Origin of the sequence: Candidatus Izemoplasma sp. (assembly GCA_036172455.1) — a bacterium.
Classification (GTDB): domain Bacteria; phylum Bacillota_I; class Bacilli_A; order Izemoplasmatales; family Izemoplasmataceae; genus JAIPGF01.
This window is the reverse complement of sequence record JAXKVY010000003.1, coordinates 108,867-122,535: the sequence shown is the minus strand read 5'-3', so window position 1 is coordinate 122,535 and position 13,669 is coordinate 108,867. Positions and strand designations below refer to the sequence as shown.

The following is a 13,669-nucleotide window of genomic DNA, read 5'->3' as shown; positions in this document are numbered from 1 at the left end:
ATGTTAAAAGTAGATAATTTACATGTACACTATGGTGTGATACACGCCATTAAAGGCGTCTCATTTGAAGTTAACGAAGGTGACATTGTCACATTAATTGGTTCAAATGGCGCGGGTAAAACAACGATTTTAAAAGCCATATCACAATTACTTGATAAAAGTGATGGTGATATCACCTTTTTAGGAAACTCATTAAGTAACTACAAGGCACATGATGTTGTCCATATTGGTGTTTCTCATGTGCCTGAAGGACGTCATGTCTTTCCCGATTTAACAGTGCTAGAAAATCTTGAAATGGGGGCATATTACCGTAAAGATAAAGCCAAGATTAAGTCGGATTTAGAACGAGTGTTCATCCGTTTTCCAAGACTTAAAGAGCGCCTCAATCAAATCGCTGGGACTTTATCCGGTGGTGAGCAACAAATGCTTGCGATAGGACGAGCTTTAATGAGTCATCCGAAAATTTTATTACTAGATGAGCCATCTATGGGTCTAGCCCCTATCTTGGTAAAAGATATATTTGATATCATTCGTGAAATAAATGAGGCAGGTACAACGATTCTACTTGTTGAACAAAACGCTAATCAAGCGTTACACATATCTGATAAAGCCTATGTGTTAGAAACAGGTAAGATTACATTATCAGGTAAGTCTAAAGATTTATTAAACGATGATAAAATTAAAGAAGCATATTTAAGCGCATAAAACGATGATTAGGACACCAGGTATCTTCCCTGTTTTAAAGCGAGTCTAGGATGGTGAGAGCTAGATAAATAAGCAGATATTCTGAACACCTATGAGTTGCTGTATCGAAATAATAGTAGATATAGCCGGTCATTCCGTTATCATGTTAAGTGGCGTGATTTTCATGCAACTTGGGTGGTATCGCGGACAATAGTCCGTCCCATATTGGGGCGGGCTTTTTTTAATATTAATAAGGAGTTGATTTGATGTGCGGAATTATTGTCAGTACTTCACAAGAACCACTAACACAAGATGATTTAACAGTTTTAATGAAACGTGGACCAGATACACAACAAATTGAGCGGTTTCATACCTATCAGTTTGGGTTTACACGACTTGCCATAATGGGTCTTTCCGAGGCCGGTAACCAACCCTTTTATCATGGGGATTCTATTCTTGTCGCAAACGCAGAAATATATAACAATCAGTCGTTACTTAATGACCTATCAGATTTCACACCTAAATCACATTCTGATTGTGAAATATTGCTCCCCCTATACGAGGCGCTTGGAATTAATTTTATTGATTATCTTGACGGTGAATTTGCCTCAGTGATGTATGATGCAAAGAAAGATATGTTAATTGCTTTTAGAGATCCTATCGGGATTCGGCCATTATTTTATGGGTACCATCAAAAAGATGGCGCTATCATGTTTGCGAGTGAGGTAAAAGCACTGTTACCCCACGTAAAAAAAGTGATCCCCTTTCCACCAGGGTTTTATTACTTAAATGGGCGTTTTATTGAATACAGTGATTTAACACAAATCTCCCATTATCATACCCATTTCTTTGAAGATATCACAAATAGCATTCACGATAAACTTGTTGCTGCGGTTAGAAAACGACTAATAAGTGATGCTCCATTAGGATTTTTACTGAGTGGAGGCTTAGATTCATCTTTAGTTTGTGCCATTGCTCAAAAGTATACAAAAGCACCTATTAAAACATTCAGTATCGGTATGGATACAGATCCAATAGATTTAAAATATGCGAAACAAGTCGCTGAATATCTTGGAACTGATCATACCGAAGTAACAATGACTAAAGAGGATGTTATTGATGCATTAGAATCTGTGATTTACGCTATTGAAAGTTATGACATCACAACGATTAGAGCAAGCATAGGTATGTATTTATTAGCTAAACATATACATCAAAACACTTCTATCAAAGCGTTAGTAACAGGGGAAGTTAGTGATGAACTATTCGGTTATAAGTATACTGACTTTGCGCCAAGTAAAGAGGCATTTCAAGAAGAGAGTATTAAACGGGTGAAGGAACTATATATGTATGATGTCTTACGTGCAGATCGATGTTTGGCGGCGAACTCTCTAGAAGCTAGAGTTCCGTTTGGAGATCCTGATTTTGCCCAATACGTCTTAAGAATTAATCCTTTGTTTAAAATGAATAAATATCAAACAGGTAAGTTCATTTTACGTAAAGCATTCGATTCAAATGACTATCTACCACATTCTATATTATACCGAGAAAAAGCGGCTTTTTCAGATGCGGTTGGGCATTCTCTTGTGGATGAATTAAAAGCTTATGCGAACGCACATTATACAGATCAAGCTTACGAGCAAAAACGGTTGAATTATGCCCCAATCCCCCTTTCAAAAGAAGCACTACTCTATCGTGAAATTTTCGATCAATATTATCCTAATCATAGTCATCTCATAAAAGACTATTGGATGCCAAATAAATCATGGGAAGGATGTAAAGTATCCGATCCTAGTGCGCGTGTATTATCAAACTATGGTAAAAGTGGGCAATAAAAAAGATCAGCTTTGGCTGATCTTTAGCATAGTCCATTCATCTTACAAATATCAACGATGTATTCTTTGTGACTGACAAAGATTACAATTGATTCTTTTAATAGTTGATATTCTCCTTTATGTGGGTTATATCCTCTTTCATAAAGGTTTTCTACAAATCCTTTCTTAAGTTCTTCATAGCTGGTGTCCTTAACATGTTCTAATGGACTTTTTCCATCATTACTGAAATGGTATTCCCATGTATATTCTTTTTGATCATCCTTATAGTTTAACGTTAAGCAATCTCCAGCCCCGTCAAAACCTTCTATAATAACATATTCAATTTCTCCGCGGTCTTTATAACGTAACGTTTCACGTACTGCTTTGCTTTCCATCATAATCATCACATCCTTTTCGTGTTTCTATTATAACGTAATTTGAATAATTTAACCACGTTTTTTAATGTTTTTTAAAAATATATCTAAATCTTTACCCGATAATGTGACCTCGCCTAGGTCCCCATGTTTTGTATCACCTGCAATGCCATGGTAATCACTACCCCCTGTGATAATCATTCCATTCTCTTTCGCAAAAGAACGAAACTTGTCTTCCTCACCTGGTTTATTTCTATAGTATTTTGCTTCAAGACCATCAAAGTCATAGGTAAAAACCTTATCTTTGATTTGTGGTTTCACTAATGTTGGATGAGCCAATACAACCAAGCAATTATGATCTTTTAATAGCTTGATACCAGAAGCTACATCCAACTCGCTTGTTGGTACATACGCTTTACATGTTTCGCCAATCATTGTATCAAAAATATCATCATGTGTATACTCAGGGTATTTTTCAGTAATGGCTTTAGCTATGTGAGGTCTTGCGATAATGCCACTCGCTATATCATATACACGATCATATTCAATCTCGATATCAAAATATTTTTGTAATCGCGTAATGATTTTTTTTGCACGCTTTTCACGCGCTTCTTTGATAAATCTGAAATAATTTTGTAGACGCTCTCCATTATAAGAATCATCTCTAAAGTATCCCAATATGTGAACACTTATGTTTTCTACTACTGTCGACAACTCAACACCAGGAATATAACGTATACCAGCTTGATTTGCCAATTCTTGAATGCGCTCAACATCTTGGATAGTATCATGATCTGTAATTGCAATAATGTCGAGCCCTTTAGCTTTAGCACGGTTAATTAACGCCTCAGGTGTCTTACGACCATCTGAAAAGGTCGTATGCATATGTAAGTCTGCTTTCATCTTATCACCACTTATATTATACTAAATGTCATGATATCAAACAAACAAAAAACGAATGTTTTAAAATATATGATATAATAATAAAAAGGAGGAATGATTATGTCAAATTTTCATGATCTATCAATTGAAGAATTACAAGGACTTATGCGTGAGGGGAAACTCACCTCATATACCTTAACAATGCATTTTTTAAACCGTATTGCTACTATCGATCAAGGTGAACCACGATATAACAGTATTCTAGAAGTAAACCCTGACGCTTTAAATCAAGCACAGCAAAGAGACTATGAAAGAGGTCAAAATAAAGATGTTGGTCAACTTCATGGTATACCAGTAATCTTAAAGGATAACATTTCGACATTAGGCAAAATGCATACAACCGCAGGCGCACTAGCATTTAAAAATCATTATGCTAGCGATGATGCAACTTTGGTGAAGAGTCTACTCAAAGATGGTGCAGTTATTCTTGGTAAAGCAAATTTGACCGAACTCGCTAATTTTATGACTTTAAATAATGTGAACGGCTATTCATCTTATGGTGGTTATGTGCGTTGTCCATGGGATGTCAAACACGACCCATCAGGAAGTTCAACAGGTAGTGCCGTAGCTGCGAGTTTAAGGTTAGCACCAGTTACTATTGGAACTGAGACATCAGGGAGTATCATTTCCCCCTCGCGCACCAATGGTGTTATCGGATTAAAACCAACAATTGGCTTAGTAAGTCGAACAGGTATCGTTCCAATATCGACAACACTTGACACTGCTGGACCCATAGGAAACCGGGTAAAAGATGTTGCCACTTTATTAAATAGTATGATGACAGCGGACTCGGAAGATCCAATTACACTGACAAAATCTATTGATAAGATTGATCTTTCAAGCCTATCAAAATCACTCAAAAGTAAGACCATCGGGATTCATAAAAAAGGGTACGAAGACCTGTCTAAAGAATCTCAGAAGCAATTTGACCACCTTGTAGACACTATACAAGGTTTAGGTGCTAAGATAATAACTGATTTTGAACTTAATGAGCCTAAAAAACTGTATAATATATTATTGTATGAGTTCAAGCAATGTTTTAACCATTACTTAAATACAGAAGATATGCCAGTGAAATCGTTGCATGAATTAATCACACAAAACCGAGCATATTCGTACGATAGACTTAAGTATGGTCAACATCTTTTAGAAGAAAGTGAATATAATACGAGCGGCCGATGTAATGAAGTGGAATATGTTGAAGGTCTGAGTGAGCGAAAAACTTTACAAGAGACACTGGATAATACTTTTGATAATAATCATATAGATGTTATTCTCTTTGCTAATTATACATCTTTAGGTCCTACTTGTGGATTTCCTTCTTTAACTCTTCCATTAGGATTAGATGAAGACAACATGCCAATTGGTAGTTACTTTTTAGCTAAACGATTCAATGAACAAACCTTGATAGAAGTCACTTATGCCATAGAGCAAGCTCTAAATGTGATATTAGATCCTCTTAAAAAATAAACTGTATAAATGAAAAGAGCTATGAGGCAACTCATAGCTCTTACTTTTATAAAATCATTGGTAATACTAGCGTTATCACAAACTGTAAGGCGCCAATAAAGGCTCCTAAGAAAAGTCCCACTACTTCGACAAACTTAAGTTCTTGTTTCATTAAGCCAAAGATGAGTTGTTCAAACTCTATAAAGTCAAGTTCATCAATTTTCCGTTTCACTATAGCGTAAACATCAATATTATCGAACCCTTCTGCTTTCAAGACTTCTACAAGCTGGTCGAGAATTGCATCCCCACGTTTTTCAATCATTTCAGCTATTTTAGCTTTTGGATTTTCGCCTAAGAACATTTTCACCATCGGTGGGATACTATCACTAATTGCTTCAATAAAATGGTCTTTGATTTTCACTTTTAAATTGCCTATATTTTCATCATTAAGCAATTCCTCTACTAACACATCTTTCGTTAGTAAATCGCGTTCGATAATTTCTGCCAATGATTTAGCCATTTTATCTTTTCGTTTAGGAAAGACACCTTGAATTTTAAAGCCTAAAATATTGATTGGATTCACGGGTCTAAAAAGCATTTTTATTGCCAGTTTATTGGTGAAATAACCAATCAATCCCCCAATAACTATCAGTGTTATTAATCGTAATATAAGTTCTGTCATCATATCACATCCTTCAATGATTTATTATATCATAATTTCACAGAAAAAAATTAGTGGAATGTCCACTAATTTTATTTTTTTCTATGTGATCCGTCACAATAAGGTTGATTACTCGTTTGTTTACACATGCATAGATAGTAATCACCGGTTTCTTTTGGGCTAAACTTCTTTGGCGTAAACTCGGTTTCTTTGTGAGATCCGTCGCAGAATGGTTGGGTATCTGAACGGCCACATTGACACCATAAATACGTTTTCCCTTTTTCTAATGTAACTTTTTGTGGTCCATCGCCAGCACGTACTGGTTCACTCATAACAATCGCCTCCTATTTCAATTATATCATACATTGCTAAGTGCTTTAAACATCTTTTAATATTTATCTTGTACGACGCGTAAAAATGCCATGACATGACTCTCTATCTTAAAGACATATTGGGTGTCCTTCATAAAAATATTAAAGTCGCGCCTGAGGGTTATTGTTGGATTGGATACTTCCGCAAACGGTAATATCATCTCGTAATCACCCGTTATATGAAACGCATGATCTTTGTAGGTAAGGGTAACATTACCTAAAAATGTTCGTTCATACGTTTTCGAATTAACCTGATATGATTTCGCAGGTGATGAAAACGCTGCGTTTAACAGTAAATGGTTGTGTTCTTTTTGGTAATTATCCCAATCGACGGTATTATCAAATTTAAATCCATTTAAAAACCCATACTCATCATAAGTCCCTATTGTGTCACAATGTGTACAGTAAAACGTATTCCCTTCTGCTTCGATCGTGTTTACATGATGACAATGGGGACACAAATAAAGTAAATTATCAATACCTTCTGCGAGCGTTTTACCAGGGTGTTTAATCATATGTTTCCGTTGATATTCATAGGCATTAAAATACAATGCTTCGTTCACTTTTTGAGAAATGTCATCTAGTGGCATAGTTTTTAAATCCTCTTTATCGATTATCTTAAAATAATCCATTTGAATTTGTCGTTTCTTGCGCTTCCCTGTGGCCCAACGTGGCTTAGATAAGTAGCCACCTTTAACATTACAGGCGATCACATCTACTTTTAGTTTTTTTATCAGTTTCATTGTCGCTTCCTCAATGTAGTTAGTTTCGCCATTAAAGGTAGTATTTCCTTCAGGAAAAATCAAGATAGGGTACCCACGTTTAACTGCACCGATCAGTTCACGGGCTGCGCGAATATCACTCGCTCCTTTAGACTTTGGAATAGCATGGGCAATTTCTGTTAATAAAAATTTTGTAGGCTGAGTTGTAAATAGGTTATGTGATGCGATTATAAATGGGGTCTTTCTGAGTCGCAATGGCACATGTACTACATCGAATAAAAAGGTATGATTTGCGAGTAATACATATGGTGTTTGTCGTTTCTTGGAAAAGTCTCCATGGAAAATAGCCTTAACTTTAGCGTCGAATAACATCCATACCTTCGCAAATTGCTTAACGATTTTTAATAAAACATCTTGTTGGATATCTTTTTTGCGTTTCTTCATGTTAGTCACCTCGTTTTATATCATAGTAATAGGTTAATGCTTCTAAATGATCGACTGCATCAATATTAGGTAAATTATCTGAGGAAAAGAAATCTAGTGCTAGAGTCTCTTCATTGTTTGTATGTAAAGTACCACCAGTCACCTTAGCAGTAAATATAGCACAAATGACATGTGCTTCATCACCGTTTGGCCATGTTTTATGCTTATTATGGAAGGTCCCTAAAAATGATATAACCTCTATTTCTAACCCGGTTTCTTCCTTAACTTCTCTGATACAGGTTTCTTTCTCTGTTTCGCCAAGTTCCATAATACCACCTGGCAATCCCCAATAGTGATCATCACTACGATGTTGTAATAGAACCTGATCATCCTCATTTGTAATAATACAAGCAGCCGCATTCATAATGATTTTATGGTTCCCAACCAACTCTCTTATATAGCTTATATAATCTTTCATTCTATCCTTTCCTTGTGAAAATAATGTTGTAAAAGAACGAGTGTTTTGGCATCTGTGATTGTGCCCTTTTCTAATAACATCTTAGCTTTCTGTGGTGATACGACCATCACTTCTATTTGTTCATCGTCATCACCCTTTAAAGGATTCTCAACAGGATAACAATCTCGTGCAATAAAGAGTTCAATCGCCTCATTGGAATATCCGACACAGTTATGTGTGGTGCCAATATATTCAAGTGAGGTGGATTGATAGCCTGTTTCTTCTTCTAGTTCCCGTTTGACACATGTTTGTCCCGACTCATCTGGGTCATCTTTTTTACCTGCGGGTACTTCAATTATTTCTTGATGTATCGGATAGCGATATTGTTTTATCAAGACTAACTGTCCATCTTTCGTAATTGGGAGTACGGCCGCAGCGCCTTCATGGGTAATGTAGATACGCTTTGTTTGTTTGCCATTTTCGAGCAACACTTCATCTTCATATACTGTCATAAAAAAACAGTCATAAACCTTTTTGCTAGATAGTTTCTTCTCTTTCATGATGACCTATAACACTCCTATCACAAACGCATAGACATTGAGAGCCAAAAAATAGATGGCGGGGATTATAATCGCCGGTAATAGATCTCCCACATGGATATGTTTAATCTCTAAAATATTAATACCAATAGCCATAATTAAAACACTTCCAATAGCACTTACTTCATTAATTAAGTGTTCCGTTAAATAGGGTTCTATTTGATACCCTAATAATACAATAGCCCCTTGATAAATGAAGACTGATATACTTGAAAAAATAACCCCAAAGCCTAGTGTCGCCGCAAAGATAATTGCTGTCACACCATCAAGAATAGCTTTAATATAAAGGGTTGTATTATCACCATTTAACCCAGCTTCTAAACTACCAACAATGGCCATAGCACCGACACAATAAATGAGCGTTGCCCACACAAACCCTTTTGCAAATCCATTATTGTCATTTTTAAATGTGCGTTCAATCCGTTTACCTAATCGATCCAATCGACTCTCAATTTGAATCAATGAACCAATCAGTCCTCCTACAACAAGGCTCACCACCATTAAAATAGGACTTTTAATAGTTAACGCACCAGCAATACCAATAATGATAACACTTAACCCTACTCCTTGCATAATAACTTTTTTAACACGTTCATTTAATCCCCGATTAAGGATTAGTCCAATACTACCACCAAATATAATAGCAAAGACGTTTACTAAGACTCCACTCATATTAATACTCCTTCGACATATTCTTTTTCAATTATATCATAAACAAAGTGTTTGTGAAAATGGGTTTTTTTAGTATACTATAAGTAGGAGGTAATTCTATGGACATTAAAACAGGAGGTAACAGATTCTACATTGGCGATAATGAACAAGAAGCTATCGCAGAGATTACATTTAAATATTCCGAACCAAGTGTTATCATCATTAATCACACATTTGTGTCACCTGAACTAAGAGGACAAGGTATCGCGGGTAAACTATTAAACAAGGTTATTGATATGGCACGCGAAAAAGATTTAACCATTGTGCCACTATGTTCATATGCCGCTCGAAAGATGATTGATAATCCTAAGTATGAAGATTTACTTAAAAAAGAATAAGTCCACTTGCAGGTCTGCAAGCGGACTTTTTTTAGTCAGTCTCAATTCTCATTTTAGCAAATTGTTGTAGCCCATCCTTATATTTTGGTGGATTTTCACCAGAAATTAGAGGTAAGGCATATTTGATATACTCCTCAGTAATGCCGTTGCCATCTTCATTAATCATTGTTGGTGGAATGGTTCGTTCAATATTGGCAATATCACTGAGTTGATGTTCACTGTATTTGATTTCATAGGGATCACTATTGACACGCTCTATTGTAACCATGATGCCATGTTTCCCTTTAAGAGCATATTCTACAGCTTTCTTACCAACACCAATAGCTTCTTCAACATCAGTAAGACTTTGAATATGTGACCCAGCTCGTTGTGTAGTCCCGAGTTCTATGGTACGTGATTTAATTCTTAATTCACTATTTAAGATATTGGATAGCTTTGAGGATACGCCACCTAGTTGAAAGTGACCGAAGGCATCTTTCAAACCGCTACTACTACCAATTAAAATACCCTCTTCATTTGATAGCCCTTCACTCACTGCGATGAGACATTGTTGTTTTTCACCATAGACACGTCGTACATCTTGTTTGAATTTCTCAATCGAGAATGGTACCTCTGGTAAATAAATTAAATCAGGGCCAAATCCACTAAGTGATGCAAGGCTTGCTGATGCGGTTAACCACCCAGCGTGACGACCCATAATTTCAACGATGGTTACTTTTCCTTTCGGATAAGCTAACATATCATAACTAACCTCTTGAATCGTATTTGCAACATATTTAGCAGCACTACCGAAGCCAGGGGTATGATCTGTAAATGGTAAATCATTATCAATCGTTTTTGGTATACCAATGACTCTAACATCATAGTCAACATGTTTCATGTAGTCAGCAATCTTATAACAGGTGTCCATTGAGTCATTGCCACCATTAAATAAGAAATACCGAATGTTATACTTTTTAAAGATATACAATAAGCGAATATAGTCTGTTTCATCTTCTCTAAATGCCTTCATTTTGTATCTAACAGATCCAAAGGCCGATCCTGGGGTATGTTTTAACAGTTCAATGTGATCTGTGTCTTGTGATCCCATATGAAAAAAATCTTCAGTTAAAGCCCCCTTGATACCATGTTTCATGACATAGACATCTTCAATAATATCTTCATGTTTCATCGCCTCAGTGATAACCCCATAAGCTGATGCATTAATAACGCTTGTAGGTCCTCCTGATTGGCCATACAGTAGATTCCCTTTTAATTTTTTTGCCATTTTTTTCTCACTCCTAAAAAAACTCTACATTACCATAATATCATATAGAAACCGTTTTCAAAAATATTTTTTGCAAAATTATTTTACAAAGCCATATAATAGCGATATAATGGTAGCTTCCACAAGGAAATTTGCTCAACTTTATGATAACCAATCTTTTCTAATATCCGTTGGCTCGCCTTATTTTCAATATGTGCAAAAGCAACCACTTCGGTGTATCCTTTTTTTATGGCCTCTTTTTTCATCAGTAAGGCCGCTTGTGTCGCATATCCTTTACCCCAGTAATCTGGATGTAATCCATAATATATTTCATACTGCTCATACGCTTTTACATATTTCAGGCCGGTATAACCAATGATGATCCCATGCAATGTAACGGCATATACAATTCCCTCATTTGGATACAACAACGTATCTGCATATCGCGTGAGAATCGTATAAATTTTATCATCCAGTACAACCCCTTTTACAGGTAAGTACTTACAAACATCTTCATTACTGTAAATCGCTTGTAAGGCGTTAAAATCATCCATATTGAATAACCGACATCTTATTGTTGAATTCTGTTTATTGCTTATATTTGTCATAGTATCACCACTTTCATTATACTAAATATTATATTTTTAAGTAAATAAGTAAATATATTTCAATTTTTTGTTATAATTATTAAAAGAGGTGTATACATATGGCAAAGAAATGGACATTATCAACAATTGATTCACTTAAAGGACAAATCTATATTGTTACTGGAGGAAACTCAGGTATTGGCTATGAAACGGTCAAAGCTTTAGTATCATTAGATGCGACAGTAATCATGGCTTCCCGTAATAAAGAACGTGCAGAAGACGCAAAAAAAAGTATTTTAGAGGACTATCCTGACGGATCAATTAATATTATTTTATTAGACTTAGCAAATATGGATTCTATCCATAATTTTGCGAAACTATACAAGGACAAATACAACGCATTAAATGGACTTGTTAATAACGCTGGTGTAATGTTTACACCTTATCGAAAAACGGATGATGGATTTGAGTATCAAAATGGCATCAATCATTTAGGTCACTTTTTATTAACCAACCTATTATTTGATGCGCTTAACGATACTGATAATAGTCGTATTGTTAACGTGAGTTCTATGGCACATAAATTTGGCAAGATGAATTTTGATAACTACTTATTTGAAAAAGAAGGTTCTTATAATAAATACAAAAGTTATGGACGATCAAAATTATCAAATCTACTCTTTACATTTGAGTTAGACCGGCGATTACGTAACCAGGGAATAGATATTAAAGTATTAGCCGCACATCCAGGTGGTGCCAAAACAAAACTAACCCGAGATGTTCATGGTTTCTTCTCAAAACTGTTCAACCTATTTAGTCAATCTGCGGATCGTGGCGCACTCCCTACTTTACGAGCATTATTAGATCCTAACGCTGAAAGTGGAGACTATTACGGGCCTTCTGGTTTATTAGAAATCAAAGGCGACCCTGTCAAAGTGAAGCCTCGAAAAAAAGCTTATAATGAAGTTGACGCTAAAAAACTTTGGCTTAAGAGTGAAGAATTAACGAACAAACGGTTTATTATAGCGTAACATTAAAAACATCTAAACGGTAATCGTTTAGATGTTCTTTTTTTGTAAGAGACTATCTTTCGTTATATCAATACCCAACGCACCAAGAGGCGCTGTGATGATTATACTCAATACCGCAATCGCTAAAATAAGATCACCATTGGGAACGCCTAAAGATAAAGGAATTGCGCCGATGGCAGCCTGAACTGTCGCTTTTGGCAAAAAGGCAATACCACTAAATAATCGTTCTTCATAATTCAAGTCGGTGTGGGTTAGGGCAATTCCAACACCAAGAAGTCGTGACATCAAACTAAACACAAGTAACACAATGGCAAGCAATCCTGCAGAAAACGCTAAAGATAAATTAACCGCTGCACCAACAAGCACAAATAGAACAAGTTCTGCGAAGACCCATACTTTTGATAATTTAATTTGCAATCGAAGAGCCCGTTCTTTAGATTGATTTAAAAAGGTTATCCCAAGAACCATTACAGCTAAAAGCCCACTCATTGAGATGGTACCTTGCAAGACATTTTCAAGTGTAATAATGAAAAACGCACAGGCCAATACAAGTAACACCTTAATCGTATCACGGACTCGTAATATCGCAAAAAGTTTTGATAGCATGACACCCGAAACTACTCCGATGAGAATACCGAAGAGGATGGCAAGTGGTATTTGAAAGATATTCGTTAATCCGACATGTCCTGTTTGATACATCTTAACAACGATACTAAATAAAACAATAACATAGATATCATCAACACTAGCACTAGCCATGATCATATGAGGAATCCGTTTTGCTTTTCCATAGCCCATCTCCATTAAGTGAATCATTTTAGGAACGATTACGGCAGGTGATACCGCAGCAAGAATCGTTGCTAAAAAGGCCGCCTCAAGATAGGTAAGTCCAAATAATAATGGACCCCATATCATAATGGCAATAATTTCGAGTGTAGCAGGTATAAAAGATAGTAAAATAGCAGGCCTGCCAATTTTCTTTAAATCTTGAAGATCAAGATTCAGTCCTGCCCGCACTAATATAACGATTAAAGCGATTTGTCTCAGTTCACTTGAAATATTTAAAATACTGTCATCAATCAGGTCAAATGCATAGGGCCCTAAGATTGCACCTGTAACGATCATACCAATAAAATGTGGTAAATGCAGTTTTTTAAAACCTTCTGCTAAAATTAAACCGAGTGTAAAAATAAGGGCTAAACTCAGCAACATGTCGCTCACCTCTTAAAAACACAGTTGCAAATATGCAGCTGTGTTTCT

General features: G+C 35.9%; 16 protein-coding genes and 1 other annotated feature. Of the genes, 5 read left to right on the top strand and 11 right to left on the bottom strand.

Annotated elements, in window-relative coordinates:
* Both UMR38_05980 and asnB read left to right on the top strand, forming a co-directional pair.
* The gene (locus UMR38_05980) at window positions 1–705 is read left to right on the top strand and encodes an ABC transporter ATP-binding protein (protein MEC9485405.1); all 705 of its coding nucleotides are present in this window, start codon (window positions 1–3) and stop codon (window positions 703–705) included.
* Window positions 701–910 (top strand) — a binding site (T-box leader). Its footprint overlaps the gene before it by 5 nt.
* Window positions 911–950: 40 nt before the next feature.
* Window positions 951–2,519, top strand: a complete 1,569-nt coding sequence (gene asnB, locus UMR38_05975; protein ID MEC9485404.1) for an asparagine synthase B — start codon at window positions 951–953, stop codon at window positions 2,517–2,519.
* A gap of 23 nt (window positions 2,520–2,542) precedes the next feature.
* On the opposite strand, the gene UMR38_05970 is transcribed toward asnB, so the two are convergent.
* Together UMR38_05970 and UMR38_05965 are read right to left on the bottom strand one after the other, a co-directional pair.
* Window positions 2,543–2,896 carry a hypothetical protein gene (locus UMR38_05970; GenBank protein ID MEC9485403.1) on the bottom strand — a complete coding sequence of 118 codons (354 nt, stop codon included), beginning with the start codon at window positions 2,894–2,896 and terminating at the stop codon, window positions 2,543–2,545.
* 48 nt (window positions 2,897–2,944) lie between these two features.
* Window positions 2,945–3,775 carry a PHP domain-containing protein gene (locus UMR38_05965; GenBank protein MEC9485402.1) on the bottom strand — a complete coding sequence of 277 codons (831 nt, stop codon included), beginning with the start codon at window positions 3,773–3,775 and terminating at the stop codon, window positions 2,945–2,947.
* Window positions 3,776–3,874: 99 nt separating this feature from the next.
* On the opposite strand from UMR38_05965, the gene UMR38_05960 reads away from it, so the two are divergent.
* On the top strand, window positions 3,875–5,284 hold the full coding sequence (locus UMR38_05960) for an amidase family protein (GenBank protein MEC9485401.1): 1,410 nt from the start codon (window positions 3,875–3,877) through the stop codon (window positions 5,282–5,284).
* 46 nt (window positions 5,285–5,330) lie between these two features.
* Here UMR38_05960 and UMR38_05955 read toward each other — a convergent pair whose 3' ends face one another.
* The 6 genes from UMR38_05955 to UMR38_05930 all read right to left on the bottom strand — a co-directional run bounded on the left by UMR38_05955 (window position 5,331) and on the right by UMR38_05930 (window position 9,168).
* Window positions 5,331–5,948 (bottom strand): DUF445 family protein, encoded by a 618-nt coding sequence (locus UMR38_05955; protein MEC9485400.1) that lies wholly within the window; start codon window positions 5,946–5,948, stop codon window positions 5,331–5,333.
* Window positions 5,949–6,016: 68 nt separating this feature from the next.
* Window positions 6,017–6,256: a CDGSH iron-sulfur domain-containing protein gene (locus UMR38_05950; GenBank protein MEC9485399.1), complete on the bottom strand. Its 240-nt coding sequence runs from the start codon at window positions 6,254–6,256 to the stop codon at window positions 6,017–6,019.
* A 56-nt stretch (window positions 6,257–6,312) separates the two neighbouring features.
* The gene (locus UMR38_05945; protein MEC9485398.1) at window positions 6,313–7,461 is read right to left on the bottom strand and encodes a lysophospholipid acyltransferase family protein; all 1,149 of its coding nucleotides are present in this window, start codon (window positions 7,459–7,461) and stop codon (window positions 6,313–6,315) included.
* A 1-nt stretch (window position 7,462) separates the two neighbouring features.
* Window positions 7,463–7,918, bottom strand: a complete 456-nt coding sequence (locus UMR38_05940) for an NUDIX domain-containing protein (GenBank protein MEC9485397.1) — start codon at window positions 7,916–7,918, stop codon at window positions 7,463–7,465.
* The gene (locus UMR38_05935) at window positions 7,915–8,457 is read right to left on the bottom strand and encodes an NUDIX hydrolase (GenBank protein ID MEC9485396.1); all 543 of its coding nucleotides are present in this window, start codon (window positions 8,455–8,457) and stop codon (window positions 7,915–7,917) included. Before UMR38_05935 ends, UMR38_05940 begins: the two co-directional genes overlap by 4 nt.
* A gap of 6 nt (window positions 8,458–8,463) precedes the next feature.
* Window positions 8,464–9,168: a DUF554 domain-containing protein gene (locus tag UMR38_05930; protein ID MEC9485395.1), complete on the bottom strand. Its 705-nt coding sequence runs from the start codon at window positions 9,166–9,168 to the stop codon at window positions 8,464–8,466.
* Window positions 9,169–9,266: 98 nt separating this feature from the next.
* Here UMR38_05930 and UMR38_05925 point away from each other — a divergent pair, with 98 nt between their 5' ends.
* Window positions 9,267–9,545 carry a GNAT family N-acetyltransferase gene (locus UMR38_05925; GenBank protein ID MEC9485394.1) on the top strand — a complete coding sequence of 93 codons (279 nt, stop codon included), beginning with the start codon at window positions 9,267–9,269 and terminating at the stop codon, window positions 9,543–9,545.
* Between the two features lie 31 nt (window positions 9,546–9,576).
* On the opposite strand, the gene UMR38_05920 is transcribed toward UMR38_05925, so the two are convergent.
* Window positions 9,577–10,812 carry a 6-phosphofructokinase gene (locus UMR38_05920; protein ID MEC9485393.1) on the bottom strand — a complete coding sequence of 412 codons (1,236 nt, stop codon included), beginning with the start codon at window positions 10,810–10,812 and terminating at the stop codon, window positions 9,577–9,579.
* Window positions 10,813–10,895: 83 nt separating this feature from the next.
* On the bottom strand, window positions 10,896–11,399 hold the full coding sequence (locus UMR38_05915) for a GNAT family N-acetyltransferase (GenBank protein MEC9485392.1): 504 nt from the start codon (window positions 11,397–11,399) through the stop codon (window positions 10,896–10,898).
* A gap of 98 nt (window positions 11,400–11,497) precedes the next feature.
* Here UMR38_05915 and UMR38_05910 point away from each other — a divergent pair, with 98 nt between their 5' ends.
* Entirely contained in the window at window positions 11,498–12,409 is a 912-nt protein-coding gene (locus tag UMR38_05910; protein ID MEC9485391.1) for an oxidoreductase, read from the top strand.
* 27 nt (window positions 12,410–12,436) lie between these two features.
* Here UMR38_05910 and UMR38_05905 read toward each other — a convergent pair whose 3' ends face one another.
* A complete protein-coding gene (locus UMR38_05905) occupies window positions 12,437–13,621 on the bottom strand; it encodes a cation:proton antiporter (protein ID MEC9485390.1) in 1,185 nt (394 codons plus the stop codon).
* Window positions 13,622–13,669 lie beyond the last annotated feature (48 nt).